Origin of the sequence: Inquilinus sp. (assembly GCF_039594555.1) — a bacterium.
Lineage (GTDB): Bacteria > Pseudomonadota > Alphaproteobacteria > DSM-16000 > Inquilinaceae > Inquilinus.
In genome coordinates this window covers 1-21,161 of record NZ_JBCNNF010000071.1, presented here as the reverse complement: position 1 = coordinate 21,161, position 21,161 = coordinate 1, and the positions used below count along the sequence as shown (strand labels likewise).

The following is a 21,161-nucleotide window of genomic DNA, read 5'->3' as shown; positions in this document are numbered from 1 at the left end:
ATCGCCCAGATCTACGAGGGCGCCAACGGCATCCAGGCGCTGGACCTGGTCGGCCGCAAGATGCCGCAGGATATGGGCCGGCTGCTGCGCAGCTTCTTCCACCCGGTCGACGCCTTCATCCGCGAGGAGGCGGAGGACGCGGCGATGCTGGAGTTCGTCGGCCCGCTGGCCAAGGCCTTCGGCAAGCTGCAGCAGGCCACCGCCTGGATCGCGCAGAAGGGGCTGAAGGACCCGGAGGAGGCCGGCGCCGCGTCCTCCGACTACCTGAAGCTGTTCGCCCTGGTGGCGCTGGGCTGGATGTGGGCGCGGATGGCCAAGGTGGCGCTGGCGAAGGCGCCCGAGGCCGGCGACCGTGCCGGCTTCTACGACGCCAAGCTGAAGACGGCGCGCTTCTTCATCCAGCGCATGCTGCCGGAGACCGGGTCGCTGTTCATCCAGATCATGGCCGGCAAGGCGCCGCTGATGGCGCTGGAGGCCGAGGCGTTCTGATCGGAGCGCCGAACTCCTCCTTCTGTCATTGCCGGGTCAAGCCCGAGGATGACAAAACGGGGGGATGGGCGAGGAGCCACATGAACCTCTATCTCCGCCTGATCCGCGTGGTGGTCGCGGCGCTGTTCGGCCGCCGGCTCGGGTTGCTCGACGACAGCGTGGTGCGGTTTCGGGTCTGGCCGAACGACCTCGATTTCAACCTGCACATGAACAACGGCCGGTACCTGACCGTCATGGATCTCGGCCGCACCGACCTGATGCTGCGGGTCGGGCTGGTCGGCCTCCTGTGGCGCCGGCGCTGGACGCCGGTGCTGGGCGGGGCCACCATCCGCTACCGCCGCTCGCTCGCCGCCTTCGCCGGCTACCGGCTGCGCAGCCGGCTGCTCGGCTGGGACGAGAAGTGGCTGTATCTGGAGCAGGGCTTCGAGGATGCCGGCGGCGCCGTCGCCGCCCATGCCGTGGTCAAGGCTGCGTTCCGCCGCCGCGGCGGCACGGTGCCGACGGCGGAGATCGCCGCCGCCTTCGGCTGGACCGGCCCGTCGCCCGCGCTGCCGGCCTATGTCCAGGCCCTGCGCGACGGCGAGGAGGCGATGCGCGAGGGCCTGCGCGAAGGACCCCGCGCCGCCTGAACTTCGCCTTGTTCCTGCCGCGAGGCAGAGCCAGTCTGGCGCCGGAATCCGACGGGGAGGGACGGATGAGATTCCTGGCAGGCCTGATCGTCGCCGCAGTGCTCGCGGCCCCGTCCTCCGCACCGGCCGCCGGGTCGCCCGACCCCAAGGCGGTGGCGGAGGCGATCACCTCGATCTACATCCCGATCGCTCTCACCCGCGCCGTGGTCACCAGCTGCGACAAGGCCGACGCGCCCGGCGCCGCGTCCCATGCGGCGGCGCTGGATGCCTGGCGCAAAGCCAACGACGCCGACGGGCTGGAGCGGCTGATGGAGCGGGCGATGGCCGGCAACAGCGGCATCGCCAACGCCCGGTCGAAGATGGACGGCGCCATCCAGGCCCAGGCCGATGCGATGATCCAGAAGAGCCCGCTGGTCTGCGCCGCCCTGCCGGCGCTGTTCGGCGGCAAGACCTTCACGCTGGCCAATGCCGGCTCGGCCCGCGCCGTGCTGCAGGCCATGGCTGGCACGGGGCCGGTGCCGAAGACCCTCTATTCCGCCGGCCAGCTCTCGGCCCTGGCGGCCGAGGCCTGGCGCCAGGTGCCGAAGGACAAGGACGACACCGACCAGACCGACTGGGTCTCGACCGTCCTGGGCAAGGTCGGGCTGATCGCCGTCTCCGGCCGGGCGATCGACGACGACACGCTGCAGCAATGGACGGAAGACCAGCAATCGCTGTGGAAAGTGCGGTGCGACTTCGCGGACGACGCCGAGGAATCGCTGTTCGGCCGCCAGGAGGGCAGGGATGTCGTCGTCTCCGGCCGGATCGACCGGGTCTACGACTTCAAGCTGATCACGATGGAGGACTGCCGGCTGCTTGACGACGCCGGCGGCATCGCCAGGGCCAGCCTGCCGGAGGAGACCGGCCTGACGCCGAAGCCGAAATCGCTGTTCTCCATCTCCCAGCTCTCGGCGGTGGCGGAGGAGCTGTTCCGGCGCGCCCCGGGCCAGAGGGACGACGACAAGGTCGATGCCGTCACCGCGGCGATGCAGAAGCTGGGACCCATGGCCCTCAGCGGCCGGTCGGACGGCGATGAGCGGCTGCGGCAATGGCTGCCGGAGCGGCAATCGATCTGGACCGCCAGCTGCAGCTTCGCCGACAAGGCGGAGGAGGCGCGCTTCAAGCAGGCCAAGGGCCAGGACATTGTGATCGTCGCCCAGATCAGCCGGGTCTATGCCTTCAAGGTGTTCAACCTGTCCTCTTGCCGGGTGCTGGCCGACCCGTCGCGCATCGCCCGGTCGACCCTGCCGGAGGATGGCGGGCTCGAGTACCGACCGCCGGAGGCGGCGGAGGTCAATGCCGGGCCGGACAAGGGCGTCCCGGCCGAGCAGATCGAGGCGATGCTGTTCCGCGAGCAGTTCCAGGTCGGCATCAACCCCGGCGGCGGCACCTACACCGACCGCAACGAGGAGAGCTATCTGTTGCTGAAGGACGGAACCGCCTACCGCTACCAGTTCGACTATCCGCCGACGGATCTCGACGCCGACCAGGTGCGCCGCCGGGCGCCGCAGGACTGGTCGCGCTGGGAGAAGCCGGACCGGAAATACGTGATGACCGCCGCGGCCGGGGAGCGGGCCGACCTGACTAGCTTCACCGTGCTGAAGCCGTTCCCGCCGGATTCCCGGCTGGACCACGGCTACTACTATCTGAACGTGTCGATGGGCGGCGTCACCTCACGCATCGACATCACCTTCCGGCCCGACGGCACCTTCGAGCGGCATCAGGGCGGCAGCTTCTTCTCGCAGAGCCCGGTCGGGACCGGGCTGGATGGCGGCTCGGTCGGTGTCTTCAGCGGCGGCATGGGCGCGGTGATGGGCGAGAACGGCTTCTCGGTCGGCGGCGCGCTGAAATCCCATGATTCGAAAGGCCGCTACCGGCTGGACGGCTACACGCTGCAGCTGTCGGCCGATGACGGCACTGTCACCCGGCTGCGCATCGGCGTCGCCATCGGCGAGGTCACCGCGCCGGAGACGCTGAACATCGGCGGCACCAGCTACTGGGACGCGGAGAAGGAGAAGTAGGGGGCAAGGGGGGCTGTGTCATTCCCCCAATTGTCATGCCCGGGCTTGACCCGGGCATCCAGAGGATGTCGACGCTCTCTGGATTGCCGGGTCAAGCCCGGCAATGACAGGAAAAGGAAATAGGGGCGTGCGGGAGGCCAGCGCCGTCAGGCGTGCTCCTTCTTCCACTTCTGGACCTTGCGCAGGATCATGTTGCGGCGCAGCGCCGAGATGTGGTCGACGAACAGCACGCCGTTGAGATGGTCGATCTCGTGCTGCACGCAGGTGGCTAGGATGCCGGTCGCATGCGTCTCCCGCTGCGCGCCGGTCTCGTCCAGGTAGCGCACCTTGACCTCGGCCGGGCGCACCACCTCGGCCCATTGCTCGGGCAGCGACAGGCAGCCTTCCTCAGCGGTCTGCAGGTCTTCCGACGCCCAGGTGATCTCCGGGTTGATCAGGCGCAGGGGCGCCGGCGGCTCGCCCTTGCCGGCGACGTCGATGACGATGATCCGCTCCAGGATGCCGATCTGCGGCGCCGCCAAGCCGATGCCGGGCGCGGCGTACATCGTCTCCAGCATGTCGTCGGTCAGCTTGCGGACGCGGTCATCCACCGCGGCCACCGGCTTCGCCTTGGTCTTGAGACGGGGATCGGGGACGATCAGGATCGGGAGCTTGGCCATCGTGCGGTCGAAATAGGCGTGGGGCCGATCAGGGTCAAGCGTCGCCATCCGCGGGGCTGCTGTGCCGGATGGCTTGTGCCAGCCCGGATGGCTCGCCCCCGAAATCGCCTGCGCCGGTTCAAGACGCCGGCAGGGCAGGAGCCGCGCGCGGCGCGATGGGGTTCCATCGGGCAAGCGCGGCGACGCCCCCTGCCGGCGTCTTCAACCGGCCCGAAGGGTTGCCTTGCGGCGGGCGCCTGCGGCCCCGGGCGGCTCGACCGTATGTCCCTATACGCTCTTCGCCGCCCGGAGCCGCATTCACCTCGCCGCAAGGCAACGCAGGCGGTTTCGGGGGCGAGCCATCCGGGCTATTGTGCGCCCGCGCCGCCGGGGCGCGAGACGACAGACAGGACGAGAGCCGTGACCGCGATTGCCAAGCCCGAGACATCGCTGCTGGCCGATATGGCGCCGGAGGAGCAGGAGCGGCTGCGGTCGATCGCCGAGGACGTCCGCAGCGGGGCCAACTGGGTGGTGCGCAAGCGCAAGCTGCTCGACACGCTGCTGGCGATCGAGGCGGCGATCGGCGGCACGCCGAACGAGGCGCTGATCGGCGACGACAGCGACTTCGCCGCTCTGCGCGACGAGATCCGCAAGATGGAGGAGGCGGCCCAGGCCGCCGCGGCCGCCGCCGGCGAGGCGCCGGACGAGCCGCTGGACGAGGACGAGCTGGCCGCCGCGGCCAACGAGATCGCCTTCCTGACCGGCCTGCCGACCTATGTCGGCGTGGTGCTGGAAATGCTGGACGAGAGCGAGGTCACGACGGTCGAGCAGGCCGCCTTCTACCACCTCTCGGCCCATCCGGAGCATCAGCGCGCCGCCGACGCCTGGTTCGACGCCGATATCCGCAACGACAAGGCATTCCGCAAGTTCCTGCGCGCCAACCGCGACTATTCCGACCTGCTCGACCGGTTCGAGGAGATGCTGGACGTGGTCGAGGAGGGGCCGGAGGACGAGGAGTTCGACGACACCGAGGCGACCCGGCACTGACACGAGCGGCCCGAGCCACAGAATGAAACCCGGCAACGCCATCTTCTCCGGCCTCGGCACCACCGTGTTCGAGGTCATGTCGCGGCTGGCCCGCCAGCACAATGCGGTCAATCTCGGCCAGGGCTTCCCGGACGGAAAGGGGCCGGAGGATGTGCTGCGGGCCGCGGCCACCGCCATCACCGACGGCTGGAACCAGTATCCGCCGATGCTGGGCCTGCCCGAGCTGCGCCAGGCCGTGGCGGCGCATGAGAAACGCTTCTACGGCTTCGAGGTCGACCCCGACAGCGAGGTCGTGGTCACCTCCGGCGCCACCGAGGCGCTGGCGGCCGCCCTGTTCGCGCTGATCGAGCCGGGCGACGAGGTGGTGCTGTTCGAGCCGCTGTACGATGCCTATCTGCCGCTGGTCCGCCGCGCCGGCGGCGTGCCGAAATTCGTGCATCTGACGCCGCCCGACTGGTCCTTCGACCGGGCGGCCCTGGCCCGCGCCTTCTCGCCCAAGACCAAGGCGGTGCTGTTCAACAACCCGCTGAACCCGGCGGCCAAGGTGTTCGGCGCGGCCGAGCTCGACCTCCTTGCCGAATTCGTCGAGGGCTCCGACGCTTACGTCATCTGCGACGAAGTCTATGAGCATCTGGTGTTCGACGGCCGGCGGCACCTGCCGCTGATCGCCCGGCCCGGCATGCGCGACCGCTGCCTGAAGATCGGCTCGGCCGGCAAGACCTTCTCGCTGACCGGCTGGAAGGTCGGCTACGTCACCGCGGCCCCGGCGCTGGCGACCCTCCTGGGCAAGGTGCACCAGTTCCTGACCTTCACCACGCCGCCCAACCTGCAGGCCGCCGTGGCCTATGGCCTGGCCAAGGGCGACGACTATTTCGACGGCCTGACCGCCGAGCTGCAGGGCAAGCGCGACCGTTTCGCCGCTGGGCTGCGGCGCCTCGGCCTGGGGGTGCTGCCCTGCGACGGCACCTATTTCGTCAATCTCGACATCGGCTCGACCGGCTTCAACGGCGACGACCAGGCCTTCTGCCGGCACCTGATCGAGGAGGTCGGCGTCGCCGCCATCCCGGTCTCGGCCTTCTATGCCGAAACCCCGCTCGCGACCGTCGCCCGCTTCTGCTTCGCCAAGCAGGATGCGGTGCTGGACGAGGCGCTGGCGCGCTTGGCGAAGCGGTTCGGCTAGGGCGGGCCTCTCCCGCCAGCGAGATCTCTTCGGAATTCCCAGAACCGTCATTGCGAGCGCAGCGAAGCAATCCATGGCGCAGCTCGTGCGGGACGATGGATTGCTTCGTCGGCTTCGCCTCCTCGCAATGACGGCGGGGGATGGGCGCTATGAGACGGTCTCATAAGTGGGAGAGGCGCCGACCCCCAACGGGCTGCGTTCGCCTCTGGACAGCCGGACGCGGGAATGCGTTCCTCGGGGCAGCGACGCTGCGAAGGGAGGCCGCCCTGCTCGGCACCATCCGCAACCATATGCGGCACCACACCCGCTTCTATGCCGGCGCGGTGCTGGGCGTGGCGCTCTGGTTCGCCCTGGGCGGCAGCGCCAGCGGCCCGATCGCCGTGGTGATCGCCGGCGATGCCTTCTTCGGCCTGTATCTCGCCTGGACCGCGGTCCTGGCCCGGCATGTGACCGCCGACTCCTTCCGGCACCGCGCCGATATCGACGACGAGGGGCTGCCGCTGATCGTGCTGATCACGGTGATCGCGGCCGGGCTCGGCGTCGCCTCGATCTTCAGCCTGCTGAACCAGGCGCAGGGGCCGACGGCACTGCATCTGATCCTGGCGGTCGCCGGCGTGGCGCTGGGCTGGGCCACGCTGCACACCGTCTTCGCCTTCCGCTACGCCCATCTCTACTACGGCAAGGCTGAGGGCGGGCACGGCAAGCGCCAGGATGCGCGCGGGCTGGAGTTCCCCGGCGACGAGGAGCCGGGGGTATGGGACTTCCTCTACTATTCCTACGTTATCGGCATGACGGCCCAGGTCTCGGATGTGCAGGTGACCGATTCCCATATGCGCCGGGTGACCCTCGGCCACGGCGTGCTGGCCTTCGTCTTCAACACCGTGATCCTGGCGCTGGCGGTCAATATCGCGGCCGGCCTAGCCCATTGACGGCCGGCCCCTTGACAGGACCGACCATTCGCCCGACCTTTATCGCAGGTGCAACAAACGAAAGGAGGTGATCCGATGTCTAGCGCTCCGGTGACCATGATCTCCGCGGCTTCCCTGACGGGATGTGCGTCGGATCGGGCGATGTCGGCAACCTCCGGTCTGCCGGCCTGACACCGACCATTACGTCGCGGTGATCCGCGCGCCGGCACTCAAGACCGGCGCCGCACCGAACGTTGAACTCGAACCGCCGCCCCTCGGGGCGGCGGTTTTTCGTCCCGGCCGCTGCGCCTCGCGGGCGGCGATTTCAGTCCGGACGATGATTTCGGAAGCGGACCGAGCCCCACCATTGTGCAATGCACCCATGCGATGGGTCTCCGGCATTGACTTTCGTCCTCCCCGCCGCCACTTCTAGCGTCGAATTCAATCACCATCCCGGCATGGTTTCGCCGCTGCCTCGCGATATGCGGTCCGCAGCGCAGGATGCCGCGCTTTGCGCGCGTCCCGACAGCCGCCATGTGGGTCCGGAGGGGATCCGCCGGGACCGGCTTCAGCAAGGGAGAATAATACATGCAGAACGACAAGCCTCTCGCCGGCAAGACGATCGCCATCCTCGTGTCGAACGGGTTCGAGGAAGTCCAGATGACCGAGCCGCAGCGGGCCCTGCTCGCCGCCGGTGCCACCCTGAAGATCGTCTCGACCGAGCAGGGGCTGGTCAACGGCTGGCATGAGAAGGCGTGGGGCCACTACTTCGCCGTCGACGTGCCGCTATCGAACGCGCTGGCCGCGGATTTCGACGCCGTCCTGATCCCGGGCGGTGAGCGCGGCGTGGCCAAGCTGGCCGCCAACCCGCACACCAAGCGCATCCTCCGCGGCTTCGCCGATGCCGGCAAGCCGATCGCCGCCCTGGGCGGCGCGCCGCAGCTGCTGGCGCTGTCCGAGCGCATCCAGGGCCGCACCGTGGTCGCCAGCGACGCCGTCCGCGAGACGCTCGAGGCCGCCGGCGCCAAGCTGGTGGACGAGACCGTGGTGGTCGACGGCAACCTGATCACCGCCCGCGACGACCTCGACATGGCGGCTTTCAAGGAGTCGATCGTCGAGCACTTCACGACCGTCGCCGCGTCGCTGGCTGCGGCCGCCTGATCCTTCGGGACCGGGACCAAATTCGAAGGGCGCCGGTTTCCGGCGCCCTTTTTGTTTCTCCTTTCGAGCCGGATTCAGAGTGCGAAGTCGGCAGCGGTCAGGGTCGGCGCCGCCACGCTGATCTCGAAATCGGCCTTGCCGTCGCCATTGACATCGCCGCTGACGATCCCGCCGGCGAAGCGCAGCTCTCCGGCGTGGCTGCTGAACGCAGCGGCGCCGATGAAGATGAAGGCCTGGTTGCCGGATGTGGTGCTATCGGCATCCATGTAGGACAGGTTGATCCTGTCCTCGCCGGAGGCGAAGTCGGTGATCACGTCACGGCCGGCGCCGACGGCGGAGTCGGCCGGGCTCATGAAGCGGAAGGTATCGGTGCCCGTTCCGCCGGTGAGCACATCCCTGCCGGCACCGCCATCCAGCAGATCGGCCCCCAGGCCGCCACTGATGATGTCGTCGCCGGCCATCCCGGCCAGGGCATTGTTGCCGTCGTTGCCGACCAGCCGGTTCGCGCCCGCATTGCCGATCCCGGTCAGCCCCCACAGCCCGTAGAACTGGATGTTCTCGATGTTCTGCACGGTGCTGTCCAAGGTCGTCGAGAAGCAGGTCACGACCCAGTCGGTGCCCTCGCCGGGCTTTTCGTTCACGACGTCGCAGCGGTCGTCGATGTAGTAGACGTCATCGCCGACACCCCCGGTCATGACGTCGCCGCCGCTCTGTCCCACGAGGGTGTCGTTGCCGTCGCCGCCGGTCAGCGTATCGGCCCCGGTGCCGCCCCGGATGACATCATTGCCGGCGCCGCCATCGATCTCGTCGCAGCCGGCGCCGGCGTCGATGGTGTCGTTGCCGGCGCCGCCTTCGATGATGTCCCTGCCATCGCCGCCCAGGATGGTGTCGTTGCCCGCCTCGCCGAACAGGCGGTCGTCACCGAGGCTGCCGGAGAGCCCGTCGTCGCCGGCATCGCCGTGGAGCTCGTCGTCACCGGCCCCGCCGTCGAGGGAGTCCTTGCCGTCGCCGCCGTAGAGGAGGTCCTGGTCGAGGCCGCCGCCGAGCACGTCGTCGCCGGCGCCGCCGAGGAGAAGGTCGTCACCCTCATAACCGCTCAGCAGATCGGTGCCGTCGCCGCCGTCCAGCGTGTCACCGCCGGCGCCGCCGACAAGGATGTCCAGCCCGTCGCCGCCGAAGATCTGGTCGGCGCCCAGGCCGCCATAGATGATGTCGTCACCGGCGCCGCCATCCACATAGTCATTGCCGTCGCCACCATCCATGAGGTCGTTGCCGGCACCGCCGTTCAGGGTGTCGTTGCCCACATCGCCATTGACGCGGTCGTCGCCATCCCCGCCATCGAGGTAGTCGCCACCGTCGCCACCCGACATCCTGTCGTTGCCGATACCGCCGAGAATGAAATCATTGCCGTCGTTTCCGGACAGGGTGTCGTCGCCGTCCAGTCCTTCGACATGGTCGTCCCCGGCCAGCGCGTCGATCGTGTCCGAGCCCGCGGTGCCGATGATCGTATCGTCGTCAAGCGTAGGGAAATCCGCCATCATGTCCTCGCCGAGCAGTTGTGCTCTCTTGATGTCACGGGCGAGGGATAAATCCCTACATACCATTCTGTGCAGGGGGCTCAGTCAAAGCCCTGATGCGACCGGTGCGAATTAGATCAAAAGTATTTTAAGAAAATGCGCTGTGCGCCGCGTTCCTTGGTCCTGCTACGCCGAATGACCGAAGGGCGGTGGAGCCCGCAAGCAGCCGCACGACCCCGCTGCTTCGTTCGCATGAGGCTTCCGGGCCGGACGGGACGAAGGTGCCGGCGCACCGACGCCGCTCCGCTGCCACGTCGCCTCTCCACTGGAGAGGCGACGGTGCAAACCCGGGCTATGCCGCCTCGTCGCGCCGCGATGGCGTCGGCGTGTCCCAGAAGTGGCAGGCGGCCTGGTGGCCCGGGTTGCCGACATCGGTCAGCTGCGGCGCCACCTGCGCGCACAGGTCCTGCGCCTTCGGGCAGCGGGTGCGGAAATAGCAGCCGGTGGGCGGGTTCAACGGGCTCGGCAGGTCGCCGGTCAGCACGATCCGCTTCTTGCTGCGCTCCGCATCCGGGTCCGGCAGCGGCACCGCCGAGATCAGCGCCTGGGTGTAGGGGTGGCGCGGATTGTCGTAGATGTCGTCGCGGTCGGCGATCTCGGCCAGTTTGCCGAGATACAGCACCATGATGCGGTGGCTGATGTGGCGCACCACCGACAGGTCGTGGCTGATGAAGATCAGCGACAGGCCGAACTGGCGCTGCAGCCGCATCAGCAGGTTGACGATCTGGCTCTGGATCGAGACGTCGAGGGCCGAGACCGGCTCGTCGCACACGATCAGCTTCGGGTTCAGCACCATCGCCCGGGCGATGCCGATGCGCTGCGCCTGGCCGCCGGAGAATTCGTGCGGATAGCGGTTGATCATCTCCGGCCGCAGCCCGACCAGGGACATGATCTCCTCGACCTTGGCCCGGCGCTCCTTCTTGCTCAGCTTGCCCTCGAACACCTCGAGCGGCTCGCCGATGATCTCGCCCACATTCATGCGCGGGTTCAGCGAGGCCAGCGGGTCCTGGAAGATGATCTGCAGGTCCTGGCGCTTCTCGCGCATCGCGCCACTGTCGAAATTGGCGATGTTCTCGCCCATCCACACCACCTGGCCGGCGGTCGGCGGGATCAGCTGCAGCACGGCGCGGCCGAGGGTGGACTTGCCGCAGCCGGATTCGCCGACCACGCCCAGCGTCTCGCCGGCCTTGAGGTCGAAGCTGACGCCGTCGACCGCCTTCAGATAGTCGCGGTGGCCCGACCACATGTGCCGCTTCGGCATGGCGAAATGCACGCGCAGGTCGCGCACCGACAGGATGGTCTTGCCGTCCATGGGGGTGTTGGGGGTGTCGGTCATGGCGCGGGCCTCAATGGCGGGTCCGGGCGGCGCGATCGGCGTCGATGACGGCGCGGTCGGCCTCGGTCAGCGGCAGCTGGGTTAGATGGCAGGCCTTGGCTCGCATCCCGGCCTCGCCTTCGCCGCAGGGCCGCAGCGCCGGCTCCTCGGCCAGGCAACGGGCATGGGCGTAGCGGCAGCGCGGCTGGAAGTTGCAACCCGGCGGCAGGTCCTGCAGGTTCGGCGGCTGGCCGCCGATCGACGGCAGCTCGGCATGCCGGTCGGAGTTCAGCCGCGGCATGCTCTGCAGCAGGCCCTCGGTGTAGGGGTGCTGCGGGCTGTAGAAGATGTCCCGCACCGACCCGGTCTCGATCACGTTGCCGGCATACATCACCATCACCCGGTCGGCCAGGCCGGCGATGACGCCGAGGTCGTGGGTGATCAGCACGATCGAGGTGTTGAACTCGCGCTTCAGGTCGCGCATCAGGTCCAGGATCTGGGCCTGGACGGTGACGTCCAGCGCGGTGGTCGGCTCGTCGGCGATCAGCAGGTCCGGCTGGCACAGCAGCGCCATGGCGATCATCACGCGCTGGCGCATGCCGCCCGAGAATTCGTGCGGATACATGCCGATGCGCCGCTTCGCCTCCGGGATGCGGACCAGATCCAGCATCTCGATCGACCGTTTCAGCGCCTGGCCCTGGGTCATCCCCTTGTGCTGCACCAGCACCTCGGTCATCTGCCGGGCGATGGTCAGATAGGGGTTCAGCGACGTCATCGGATCCTGGAAGATCATCGACATCTTCGAGCCGCGGAAGCTGTTCAGCTTCGCCGGCGGCAGGCCCAGGATCTCCTGTCCGCGGTACTTGACGCTGCCGGCGGCCCGGCCGTTGGAGGCCAACAGGCCCATCACCGACATGAACAGCTGGCTCTTGCCCGAGCCGCTTTCGCCGACGACGCCGAGCGTCTCGCCGGCGGCGATGTCGAGCGAGATGCCGTTCACCGCGGCGACCACGCCGTCGCCGGTCTTGAACCGAGTGACGAGGTTACGGATCGCCAGGATGGTCTCGGCCTGGGCGGGGGCGGAGGCCACGGTGCCGGTCATCGGGGTCGGGGTGGTCACGAGGGTTGCGGTCATGAGCTCAGCGATCGCGCGGGTCGAGGGCGTCGCGCAGCCCGTCCCCGATGAAGTTGAGGCAGAATAGGGTGACGGCCAGGAACACCGCCGGGAACACCAGCATCCACCAGGCGATGTTCAGGTTGCGGGCGCCGTCGGAGATCAGCACACCCCAGCTGGTCATCGGCTCCTGCACGCCGAGGCCGAGGAAGGACAGGAAGCTTTCCAGCAGGATCACCTTCGGCACGGTCAGCGTCATGTAGACGATGACGGGGCCCAGCGTGTTCGGGATCACGTGCTTGCGGATGATGCGCCAGGTCGAGACGCCGCAGGCATGGGCCGCCTCGATGTATTCCTTGCGCTTGATCGACAGGGTCTGCCCCCGGACGATGCGGGCCATGTCCAGCCATTCCACCGCGCCGATGGCGACGAAGATCAGCACGATGTTCCGGCCGAAGAACACCATCAGCAGGATGACGAAGAACATGAACGGCAGGGAATAGAGCACGTCGACGATGCGCATCATCAGGTTGTCGACCCGGCCGCCTAGGAAGCCCGCGGTGGCGCCGTAGGTGACGCCGATGATCAGGCTGACCAGGGTGCTGACGATGCCGACCAGCAGCGAGATCTGGCCGCCATAGAGGGTGCGGACCAGCAGGTCGCGGCCGTTTGATTCGGTGCCGAAGTAATGCGGCGCGGTGCCGTCATCCGCCGGCGCGAAGCTCGGCGGGGCCTGGAACGAGGTGTAGTCGACGTCGTCCAGCCCCCAGGGCAGGAAATGCGGCCCGGCGATGCAGACGAGGCCGATCAGCCCCAGGACGAACAGGCTGACCACGGCGGCCTTGTTGCCGCGCAGGCGGCGCCAGGCGTCCTGCCAGAGGCTGCGCCCCTTGATCTGCTTGGGCTGGGGAGGGAGGGTCCCGATCGTGGCGTCGGTCATGGCCGGACCTCAATCATAACGTACGCGCGGGTCGAGCGCGCCATACAGCAGGTCGACCAGCAGATTGAACAGGATGATCAGGGCGGCGAAGAAGATCACCACGCCCATCACCAGCGTGTAGTCGCGGTTCAGCGCCGCCTGGACGAAGTAGCGGCCGATCCCCGGGATGCTGAAGATCTGCTCGATCACCACCGAGCCGGTGATGATGCCGGCGGTGGCGGGCCCGAGATAGGAGACCACCGGCAGCAGCCCGGCCTTCAGCGTGTGGCGCATGATCGTCACCCGCTCCGGCAGGCCCTTGGCCCGGGCGGTGCGCACGAAGTTCGACCGCAGCACCTCGATCATGCTGGCCCGGGTCAGGCGGGCGATATAGGCGGTCGGCGGCAGCGCCAGCGCGATGATCGGCATGATGAAGGAGGTCCATCCGGCGGTGATGCCGCCGGCGGGCAGCAGCCGCCACATCACGCCGAAGAGCAGGATCAGCAGCGGCGCCACGACGAAGTTCGGGATGGTGATCCCGATCATCGCCAGGGTCATCGCCCCGTAGTCGCCTATCGAGTTCTGCCTGAGCGCCGCCATCGTCCCGAAGAAGATGCCGCCCACGGACGCGACCAGGATCGCGATCAGGCCGATCTGCAGCGAATAGGGAAAGCCCTCGCTGATCAGTTCGTTGACCGAATAATCCTTGTACTTGAAGGACGGGCCGAAATCGCCCTGGAGGACATTGCCCATATAACGGGCGAACTGCATGTAGAGCGGCTCGTCCAGGTGATAGGCCTTCTCCAGGTTGCGCTTGATCTCGATCGGCAGCGGCTTCTCCCCATCGAACGGGCCGCCGGGCGCCAGCCGGATCATGAAGAAGGCGACGGCGATGATGATGAGGATGGTGGGGATGGCGCCGAGGATGCGGCGGACGGTGTAGCTCAGCATGTCAGGGGTCCTTGCGCCCGTGCGGCGGGCGGAACGGATGCGCCGGGCGCCGAAACGGCGATGCCCGCCACCCGGCCGGAGGCAGAGTGGCGAGCATCGTCATGGTCAGGGTTCTCTTAGCGCTCGACGGTCACCCAACGGCTCAGGTGATAGTCCTGAACGTTGTCCTCCCAGCCCTTCACATGGCTCGAGACCATGTGCTTGCTGGCGTAGAAGGCGAAGGGGATGATCGGCGCGTCGGCGATCATCACCTTCTCGGCGTCCTGCAGGATCTGGGCGCGCTTGGTCAGGTCGGATTCACGCGCGGCCTTGTCCATCAGCTCGTCGAACTTCGGGTTGCAATAGGCCGAGGTGCTCTGCTCGCCGATATCGCAGCGCTCCAGCTCGAGGAAGTTGTTGGCGTCGTTGTAGTCGCCGATCCAGCCGTGGCGGGTGATGTCCTTGAAGTCCTTCTTGTCGCGGGTGTCGAGGAAGGTCTTCCATTCCAGATTGATCAGCGAGGCGTTGATGCCCAGCTTCTGCTTCCACATCGCGGCGATGGCCACGGCGACGTTCTTGTGCAGCTGGCTGGTGTTGTAGATCAGCTCGATGTCCAGCGGCTTGTCCGGTCCGTAGCCCGCCTTCGCCAGAAGCTCCTTCGCCTTGGCGTCGCGGTCGGCCTGGGACAGGTCGGCGTAGTCGGGCTTCCAGCCGTTGAAGTTGTCGGTGCCCGGCGGGACGAAGGTGTAGGCCGGGATCTCGCCGGCATTCATGATCTTGCCGGTGACGACGTCGCGGTCGATCGCCAGGGACAGCGCCTGGCGCAGCTCCGGCGTGCTCTTCCACGGCTCATGCGTCAGGTTGTAGGCGTAGAAATGGGTGCCGAAATACGGCGCCAGCCGGGTCTCTGACGCGTCGGACGACTGCAGCTGCTTGATCTGCTGCGGCGGGATGTCATAGGTCGCGTCGATCTCGCCGGCCTTGAACCGCTGCAGCTCGGCGTTCTGATCCTCGGTGGCGAAGAACATCACCGTGTCGATCTTGACGTTCGCCGCGTCGTAGAAATTCGGGTTCTTGACCACCTTCACATGCGACTGCGGCACCGCCTCGGCCAGCATGAAGGCGCCGTTCGAGACCATGTTGCCCGGCTTGACGAAATCGTCGCCGAACTTCTCGTAATTGGCCTTGCTGATCGGATAGGTCGAGTGGTGCACCAGCATCGACAGGAAGTACGGGGTCGGGGCGAGCAGCTTCACCTCGAAGGTGTGGTCGTCGACCGCCTTGACCCCGAGATCGGTCAGCGGCTTCTTGCCCTGGCGGATGTCCTTGGCGTTGACCACCTGGTCGAGGAAGTAGGCGTAGTCGCTGGCGGTCTTGGGATCGATCAGCCGCTCCCACGAGAACACGAAATCCGCGGCGGTCAGCGGCGAGCCGTCCGACCATTTGGCGTTCTGGCGGATCTTGAAGGTGTAGGTCAGGCCGTCATCCGAGACGGTCCAGCTCTCGGCCGCGCCGGGAACCGGCTTGCCCTTGGCGTCCGAGGTCAGCAGGCCCTCGAACAGGTCCATCTGGATGAAGGATTCCGGAACGCCCGTCGACTTGTGGACGTCCAAGGTCTCCGGCTCGGCGCCGTTGCCGCGATTGAACACGGTCTCGGCGAGGGCCGCGCTCGATACGCCGCCCAGGAGGGCGGCGGCGAGCAGCCCGCGCCCCAGGATCTTGGTGAAGCTGTGCATGTGTTCGCCCCTACTGTTTCCGGTTTCCCGGTCACTGGTTTTGTTTGCAAAGCGCTCCCGCTCGGACGCGCTCTCGTCCGTCTCCCACCAGCGAGGAGTGATGGCGTGGACGGTATCGTTTCGACCGCATTTGAGCAATCGAATTCGCGGGTCTGCTATGAGTCCGGTGCGGGTTTCATGCCTTGCAAAAGTCGCAAAAAGGAAAGTGTCGAATCGGACCTGCGCTTGTTCTTTACTTTCTTCTTGGCCTCATCTCAGCCGCGATTCCGAAACCAACGGGGTTACGAAACAGGCCGGCGGGATTAGGCCCTGGTCCCGGACCGGATGAAGAATTGTGCCCATGGAATTGTCAGACCTTACCGTGCGACGGAAAGCCACCGCGAAAGATGGAAATCCTGCACATTGTCCGTCCAGCCTTTCACGGCCGGCGAGACGGCGTGCTTGGTGGTGTAGAAATACAGCGGCAGCACCGGCATGTCGGCGACCATGATCTTCTCCGCCTGCTGCAGCAGCGCGCCGCGCTGCTTCGGGTCGGCCGTCTTGGTGGCTTCGGCCATCAGCGCGTCGAATTTCGGGTTGGCGTAGCCGGAGGTGCTCTGGTCGCCGACGTCGCTGAGCTCGAGCTGCAGGAAGGTATAGGCGTCGTTGTAGTCGCCGAACCAGCCGTGCCGCGCGACGTCCGGGAACTCCTTCTTGTTGCGGGTGCTCTGGAACGTCGCCCATTCCTCGTTGTTGAGGGCCACGTCCACGCCCAGCGTCCGCTTCCACATCGCGGCGATGGCGACCGCCAGCCGCTTGTGGTTCTCGCTGGTGTTGTAGGTGATCGTCAGCTTCAGCGGCTTGTCCGGGCCGTAGCCGGCCTTGGCGTAGAGATCCTTGGCTTTGGCGTCGCGCTCGGCCTGGGTCATCCCGGCCGCCTCCGGCGTCCAGGCCGGGAAGTTGTCGGTGCCGGGCGGCACGAAGCTGTAGGCCGGGACCTGGTCGGCCTGGGTGATGTTCTTGATCAGCACATCGCGGTCGACCGCCAGCGACAGGGCCTGGCGCAGCTCCGGGCTGCTCTTCCACGGCTCGCGCGTCATGTTGAAGGCGTAGAAATAGGTCGCCAGGAACGGCACGATGTGCAGCTGTTCCGGGATTTCCTTCTTCAGGGTCGGGATCTGCTCGCTCGGCAGGTCGAAGGTGATGTCGAGCTCGCCCGCCCGGAACCGCTGCAGCTCCGAGCTGCCATCCTCGGTCGGGAAGTACATCACCGTGTCGATCGCGACGTTCGCGGCGTCGTGGAACTGCGGGTTCCGGACCAGCTTGATGTAGCCCTGCGGCACCGCCTCGGCCAGTTTGTAGGCGCCGTTCGAGACTAGGTTGCCGGGCTTGACGAAGTCGCCGCCGAACTTCTCGACATTGGCCTTGCTGACCGCGTAGGTCGACTGGTGCACCAACGACGAGACGAAATACGGCGTCGGCGCGGTCAGCTTGACCTCGAAGGTGTGGTCGTCGACCGCCCGGACGCCGAGGGCGTCGAGCGGCTTCTGGCCCTCGCGGATCTCGCGGGCATTAACGACCGGGTCGAGATAATAGGCATAGGCCGAGCCGGTCTTCGGGTCGATCAGCCGCTGCCAGGAGAAGACGAAATCCGCCGCGGTGACCGGCGTGCCGTCCGACCATTTCTCGTCGGCCCGCAGCTTGAAGGTGTAGGTCAGGCCGTCATCCGACCGGGTGTAGCTCTCGGCCGCGCCGGGCACCGGGTCGCCCTTCGGGCCGTAGGTCATCAGGCCTTCGAACAGGTCGGTCGCGATGTTGGCCTCCGTGTTCCCTTCGATCTTGTGCGGATCGAGGGTCGACGGCTCGGCGCCGTTGCCGCGGTTGAGCACCATCTCGGCCGCGGCCGCGCCCGAGACGCCGGTGAGGAGGGCGGCGGCCAGAAGCCCGCGCGCCAGGATCCTGCTGAAGCTGTGCATGTGCTTGCCCCCTGCTGCCTTGTCGGCGGGCGCCGTCCCGACGCCCTCGTCATCGGCTATCGCCGACGAGCGTGATGGCTGGGACGGTATCGCTTCGACCGTAGCGGGGCAATCGATTTCACGGTTCGATACAGCTTCGGCGGGTGAAATCTGAATGTCGGACAAGTCGTGACGCGAACGCATCAAGTCTGTACGGATTTTGTTCTTGATATCGTCTTGCCGTCATCTGGGCTGCGATGCCGCGGCCGGCCGGCTGGCGAAACGCAGCGCCAGCAGCAGCGCCAGCAGCAGCAGCGCCCCGGCCTGATGCATCGCGCCAAGCCAGACCGGCACCTTGGTCAGCAGGGTGGAGATGCCAAGGCAGAGCTGCACCACCACCATCAGCCCGACCAGATGGCCCCAGCCCACCACCGGCGTGCGGCTGCAGCGGAAGGCCAGGGCCAGCACCACCAGGGCGGTGCCGATCGCCAGCCAGCGATGGGTGAACTGCACCAGGGCGGTGTTGTCGAACCAGTTCAGCCAGGCCGGGATGATGCTGAAGGATTCCGGCGGCAGCAGCCGGCCGTCCATCAGCGGGAAGGTGTTGTAGACCTGGCCGGCGTCCAACCCGGCGACGAAGGCGCCCCAGCACATGGTGACGGCGACGCAGGCGATGGCGATCGAGGCATGGCGGCGCAGGGACGGCGCCCCGGCGAAGTCGCCCCGCCGCTGCAGCGTCAGCCCGTAGCCGGCCCACAGGATCAGGGCGTAGAGCAGCACGGCCAGGCCCAGATGCGCGGCCAGCAGGTAATGGCTGACCGACGGCCGCTCGTTCAGGCCACTGGCCACCATCACCCAGCCCAGCACGCCCTGGGCCCCGCCCAGCACCAGCAGGGCCAGCAGGCGCAGCCCCAGCGGCCAGCCCAGCGCCCGGCGCCAGGCGAACCAGGCCAGGCCCACGGCGAAGACCAGGCCGGTCAGCCGGTCCCAGAACCGGTGCAGCCATTCCCAGAAGAAGATGTGCTGGAAGGCCTCCAGCGACATGCCGGCATTCATGTAGCGGTATTGCGGCGTCGCCTTGTAGGCGGCGAAGGCGTCGGCCCAGGCCTGATCGGACAGCGGCGGCAGCGTGCCGGTGATCGGCGCCCATTCGACGATCGACAGGCCGCTCTCGGTCAGCCGGGTGATGGCGCCGATCACCGCCGCGGCGAAGACCATGGCGGCGCTGAGGAACAGCCAGGCGGCGACGGGGCGCATGGTCGAGGCGGCGACGGGCGGGCGCAAGGCCGCGGCGGCTGGGGTCGATTGCATGGGCTCGGCTTATCGCGCCGGCTCGCGGCGGCGTCAAACCTGCTTTTGTCGCAGGGATGGCGATAGCCTTGGAGACCGCTTAATGGCTTCCCCTTCCCATCATGGCGAGCCCCGCAGGGGCGTGGCCATCAGGGGCCGGTGCGAGCGGCCCCTGATGGCCACGTCGCTTCGCTCCTCGCCATGACGGTTTTGAAGAGGACCTTACCGCACCTTGCCCTTGCGCGGGTCGTAGGGGTGGCGGGCGCCCCACTCCTCGACGAAGCGGACCAGTTCCGGGTCGGCCGGGTCGGGCAGGGTGACCGCCAGCTTCACATACTGGTCGCCGCGGGCATTGCCGGTCGGGCTGCGCACGCCCTTGCCCTTCAGCCGCAGCACCGTGCCGCTGTTCGCGCCCTTGGGGATGGTCAGCATCACCGGGCCGACCAGCGTCGGCACCTCGACCCGGCCGCCCAGCACCGCCTCCTGCAGCGACACCGGCAGGGTCATGCGGATGTCGCTGCCGTCGCGCTCCAGCACCGGGTCGGGAATGATGCGGACCTCGATCAGCGCGTCGCCGGGCACGCCGCGGCCGCCCTTCTCACCCTGGCCGCGCAGGCGGATGGTCTGGCCGTCGGTCAGCCCGACTGGCAGGGTGACCTTCAGCGACCGGCCGTCGGCCAGCGTCACCATGGTCTCGCCGCCCTCGGTCGCCAGCCGGAAATCCGCCCGCAACGTATAGCTGATGTCGCGGCCCTTGCCGCCGCCCCGGCCGCCGGCCCGGGCGCCGCCCTGGCCGAACATGCCGCGCAGGATGTCGTCGATGTCGCCGGCATCGGTGAAGGCATCGTAGTTGTCGTAGCGCTGGTAGCGCGTGCCGCCGGCTCCCGCGCCTGCGCCGGGCCAGCCGGCGCCGGCGCCGGGACGACGGGCATAGGCGCGCTCGGCGCCGGTGGCGTCGATTTCGCCGGCGTCGAAGCGGCGGCGCTTCTCGGCGTCGCTCAAAAGGTCATAGGCGCCCGACACCGCCTTGAACCGCTCCTCGGCACGGGCATCGCCCTGGTTCAGGTCGGGGTGGTGCTTCTTGGCGAGCTTGCGATAGGCCCGCCGGATCTCGTCCTCGCTGGCGGTGCGGGGCACGCCCAGCACGGCATACGGGTCATCCATGGCTCGGATCTCGGGAGGTAAGTCTTTGATCCGGATAGATGATGTGTGGACGCCCCGGTTTCAACGCTTCCTCCCCTCCCGCGAGATTCAATTTCCGGTTGCGTCGTCATCCTGGAAGCGTCTGCGCCAATCCGCCAGCTGATGGGTGATGTCCAGCGCCGCCGCCAGCGCCGCCCGGCCCTCCGGCCCACTGACCGCCGGCGGGCGGCCGTTGCCGACGCTGTCGAGGAAGCTCTGGATCTCCAGCTTCAGCGGGTCGCCATTCTCGAACTGCTGCTCTTCCTGATACAGCTCCGGCTGGCCGTCGCGGCCACGGATCTTGCGGATGAAGGTCAGCTTGGCCTCGCTGAGGTCGACCATGATGTAGCCGTCCTGCTGGAAGATCCGCATGGTGCGGTGGCGCTTCCAGCTGACCCGGCTGGCCGTCACCGCCGCGGTGCAGCCATTGGCGAATTGCAGCCGGGCGTTGACGATGTCGTCGGCCTCGCTCAGCACCGGCGCGCCGACGGCGTCGATCCGCTCCACCGGTGATCCCACGATCTTCAGCACCAGGTCGATGTCGTGGATCATCATGTCCAGCACGACGTTGACGTCGGTGCCGCGCGGCTTGAAGGCGGAGATGCGCTGGCATTCGATGTAGCGCGGCCGGTCCAGGATCTTGGTCAGGCCCTGCACCACCGGGTTGAACCGCTCGAGATGGCCGACCTGCAGCACCAGCTTGCGGTCGGCGGCCAGGCGGCTCAGCGCGTCGGCCTCCTCCAGCGTGTTGCTGATCGGCTTCTCGATCAGCACGTGGATGCCGTTCTCCAGGCAGGTGCGCGCGGTGTCGAAATGGGCATTGGTCGGCGTCGCGATGCTGACCGCGTCGACCTTGCCGATCAGCTCGGACAGGCTGGTCACCGCCCGGGTGCCGAGCTTCGCCGCCAGCGCCTCGGCCCGGGAGAGATCGGTGTCGCAGACCGCGACCAGCTCGGCCTCGGGCAGCTCGGCATGCTTGGCGGCGTGCAGGCTGCCGAAATAGCCCGCCCCGATCACCGCGGTCCGGGTCCGCTTCATGACGTCTCCACGCT

The 21,161-nt window shown here is 67.7% G+C and carries 18 protein-coding genes; 7 read left to right on the top strand and 11 right to left on the bottom strand.

Annotation, left to right across the window (positions count from 1 at the left end):
- From ABDW35_RS10400 to ABDW35_RS10390, 3 genes are all read left to right on the top strand, one after another.
- The coding region (locus ABDW35_RS10400; protein ID WP_343713792.1) for an acyl-CoA dehydrogenase at positions 1–489 on the top strand (489 nt) is incomplete at its 5' end.
- Between the two features lie 80 nt (positions 490–569).
- Entirely contained in the window at positions 570–1,118 is a 549-nt protein-coding gene (locus ABDW35_RS10395) for a thioesterase family protein (RefSeq protein WP_343713791.1), read from the top strand.
- A gap of 65 nt (positions 1,119–1,183) precedes the next feature.
- Entirely contained in the window at positions 1,184–3,178 is a 1,995-nt protein-coding gene (locus ABDW35_RS10390; protein WP_343713790.1) for a hypothetical protein, read from the top strand.
- A gap of 146 nt (positions 3,179–3,324) precedes the next feature.
- On the opposite strand, the gene def is transcribed toward ABDW35_RS10390, so the two are convergent.
- The gene (gene def / locus ABDW35_RS10385) at positions 3,325–3,837 is read right to left on the bottom strand and encodes a peptide deformylase (RefSeq protein WP_343713793.1); all 513 of its coding nucleotides are present in this window, start codon (positions 3,835–3,837) and stop codon (positions 3,325–3,327) included.
- Positions 3,838–4,236: 399 nt separating this feature from the next.
- On the opposite strand from def, the gene ABDW35_RS10380 reads away from it, so the two are divergent.
- The 4 genes from ABDW35_RS10380 to ABDW35_RS10365 all read left to right on the top strand — a co-directional run bounded on the left by ABDW35_RS10380 (position 4,237) and on the right by ABDW35_RS10365 (position 8,112).
- Complete coding sequence (locus tag ABDW35_RS10380; protein ID WP_343713789.1) at positions 4,237–4,863, top strand: hypothetical protein; 627 nt, start codon at positions 4,237–4,239, stop codon at positions 4,861–4,863.
- Between the two features lie 22 nt (positions 4,864–4,885).
- The gene (locus ABDW35_RS10375) at positions 4,886–6,043 is read left to right on the top strand and encodes an aminotransferase (protein WP_343713788.1); all 1,158 of its coding nucleotides are present in this window, start codon (positions 4,886–4,888) and stop codon (positions 6,041–6,043) included.
- Between the two features lie 290 nt (positions 6,044–6,333).
- Positions 6,334–6,972, top strand: a complete 639-nt coding sequence (locus tag ABDW35_RS10370; protein WP_343713787.1) for a DUF1345 domain-containing protein — start codon at positions 6,334–6,336, stop codon at positions 6,970–6,972.
- Positions 6,973–7,539: 567 nt separating this feature from the next.
- Complete coding sequence (locus ABDW35_RS10365) at positions 7,540–8,112, top strand: DJ-1/PfpI family protein (RefSeq protein ID WP_343713786.1); 573 nt, start codon at positions 7,540–7,542, stop codon at positions 8,110–8,112.
- A 74-nt stretch (positions 8,113–8,186) separates the two neighbouring features.
- On the opposite strand, the gene ABDW35_RS10360 is transcribed toward ABDW35_RS10365, so the two are convergent.
- The 10 genes from ABDW35_RS10360 to ABDW35_RS10315 all read right to left on the bottom strand — a co-directional run bounded on the left by ABDW35_RS10360 (position 8,187) and on the right by ABDW35_RS10315 (position 21,147).
- Positions 8,187–9,650 (bottom strand): calcium-binding protein, encoded by a 1,464-nt coding sequence (locus ABDW35_RS10360; RefSeq protein ID WP_343713785.1) that lies wholly within the window; start codon positions 9,648–9,650, stop codon positions 8,187–8,189.
- A gap of 331 nt (positions 9,651–9,981) precedes the next feature.
- The gene (locus tag ABDW35_RS10355) at positions 9,982–11,025 is read right to left on the bottom strand and encodes a dipeptide ABC transporter ATP-binding protein (RefSeq protein WP_343713784.1); all 1,044 of its coding nucleotides are present in this window, start codon (positions 11,023–11,025) and stop codon (positions 9,982–9,984) included.
- 10 nt (positions 11,026–11,035) lie between these two features.
- A complete protein-coding gene (locus ABDW35_RS10350; protein WP_343713783.1) occupies positions 11,036–12,139 on the bottom strand; it encodes an oligopeptide/dipeptide ABC transporter ATP-binding protein in 1,104 nt (367 codons plus the stop codon).
- 4 nt (positions 12,140–12,143) lie between these two features.
- Complete coding sequence (locus ABDW35_RS10345; protein WP_343713782.1) at positions 12,144–13,058, bottom strand: ABC transporter permease subunit; 915 nt, start codon at positions 13,056–13,058, stop codon at positions 12,144–12,146.
- A 9-nt stretch (positions 13,059–13,067) separates the two neighbouring features.
- Positions 13,068–13,988, bottom strand: coding sequence for an oligopeptide ABC transporter permease OppB (gene oppB / locus ABDW35_RS10340; protein ID WP_343713781.1), 921 nt, complete (start codon positions 13,986–13,988; stop codon positions 13,068–13,070).
- 116 nt (positions 13,989–14,104) lie between these two features.
- Complete coding sequence (locus ABDW35_RS10335; protein WP_343713780.1) at positions 14,105–15,703, bottom strand: peptide ABC transporter substrate-binding protein; 1,599 nt, start codon at positions 15,701–15,703, stop codon at positions 14,105–14,107.
- A 356-nt stretch (positions 15,704–16,059) separates the two neighbouring features.
- The gene (locus tag ABDW35_RS10330) at positions 16,060–17,658 is read right to left on the bottom strand and encodes a peptide ABC transporter substrate-binding protein (RefSeq protein WP_343713779.1); all 1,599 of its coding nucleotides are present in this window, start codon (positions 17,656–17,658) and stop codon (positions 16,060–16,062) included.
- A 222-nt stretch (positions 17,659–17,880) separates the two neighbouring features.
- On the bottom strand, positions 17,881–18,948 hold the full coding sequence (locus ABDW35_RS10325; RefSeq protein WP_343713778.1) for a COX15/CtaA family protein: 1,068 nt from the start codon (positions 18,946–18,948) through the stop codon (positions 17,881–17,883).
- Between the two features lie 201 nt (positions 18,949–19,149).
- A complete protein-coding gene (locus tag ABDW35_RS10320) occupies positions 19,150–20,091 on the bottom strand; it encodes a J domain-containing protein (RefSeq protein ID WP_343713777.1) in 942 nt (313 codons plus the stop codon).
- A gap of 87 nt (positions 20,092–20,178) precedes the next feature.
- On the bottom strand, positions 20,179–21,147 hold the full coding sequence (locus ABDW35_RS10315) for a Gfo/Idh/MocA family oxidoreductase (RefSeq protein ID WP_343713776.1): 969 nt from the start codon (positions 21,145–21,147) through the stop codon (positions 20,179–20,181).
- Positions 21,148–21,161: the final 14 nt, after the last annotated feature.

What these genes read in the sequence shown, in the direction of transcription:
- def (WP_343713793.1), bottom strand. Translation starts at nt 3,837, where the DNA reads ATGGCCAAGCTCCCGATCCTGATCGTCCCCGATCCCCGTCTCAAGACC.
- ABDW35_RS10365 (WP_343713786.1), top strand. Translation starts at nt 7,540, where the DNA reads ATGCAGAACGACAAGCCTCTCGCCGGCAAGACGATCGCCATCCTCGTG.
- ABDW35_RS10320 (WP_343713777.1), bottom strand. Translation starts at nt 20,091, where the DNA reads ATGGATGACCCGTATGCCGTGCTGGGCGTGCCCCGCACCGCCAGCGAG.
- ABDW35_RS10345 (WP_343713782.1), bottom strand. Translation starts at nt 13,058, where the DNA reads ATGACCGACGCCACGATCGGGACCCTCCCTCCCCAGCCCAAGCAGATC.
- oppB (WP_343713781.1), bottom strand. Translation starts at nt 13,988, where the DNA reads ATGCTGAGCTACACCGTCCGCCGCATCCTCGGCGCCATCCCCACCATC.
- ABDW35_RS10360 (WP_343713785.1), bottom strand. Translation starts at nt 9,650, where the DNA reads ATGGCGGATTTCCCTACGCTTGACGACGATACGATCATCGGCACCGCG.
- ABDW35_RS10370 (WP_343713787.1), top strand. Translation starts at nt 6,334, where the DNA reads ATGCGGCACCACACCCGCTTCTATGCCGGCGCGGTGCTGGGCGTGGCG.
- ABDW35_RS10350 (WP_343713783.1), bottom strand. Translation starts at nt 12,139, where the DNA reads ATGACCGCAACCCTCGTGACCACCCCGACCCCGATGACCGGCACCGTG.
- ABDW35_RS10395 (WP_343713791.1), top strand. Translation starts at nt 570, where the DNA reads ATGAACCTCTATCTCCGCCTGATCCGCGTGGTGGTCGCGGCGCTGTTC.
- ABDW35_RS10355 (WP_343713784.1), bottom strand. Translation starts at nt 11,025, where the DNA reads ATGACCGACACCCCCAACACCCCCATGGACGGCAAGACCATCCTGTCG.
- ABDW35_RS10325 (WP_343713778.1), bottom strand. Translation starts at nt 18,948, where the DNA reads ATGCAATCGACCCCAGCCGCCGCGGCCTTGCGCCCGCCCGTCGCCGCC.
- ABDW35_RS10335 (WP_343713780.1), bottom strand. Translation starts at nt 15,703, where the DNA reads ATGCACAGCTTCACCAAGATCCTGGGGCGCGGGCTGCTCGCCGCCGCC.
- ABDW35_RS10390 (WP_343713790.1), top strand. Translation starts at nt 1,184, where the DNA reads ATGAGATTCCTGGCAGGCCTGATCGTCGCCGCAGTGCTCGCGGCCCCG.
- ABDW35_RS10315 (WP_343713776.1), bottom strand. Translation starts at nt 21,147, where the DNA reads ATGAAGCGGACCCGGACCGCGGTGATCGGGGCGGGCTATTTCGGCAGC.
- ABDW35_RS10330 (WP_343713779.1), bottom strand. Translation starts at nt 17,658, where the DNA reads ATGCACAGCTTCAGCAGGATCCTGGCGCGCGGGCTTCTGGCCGCCGCC.
- ABDW35_RS10375 (WP_343713788.1), top strand. Translation starts at nt 4,886, where the DNA reads ATGAAACCCGGCAACGCCATCTTCTCCGGCCTCGGCACCACCGTGTTC.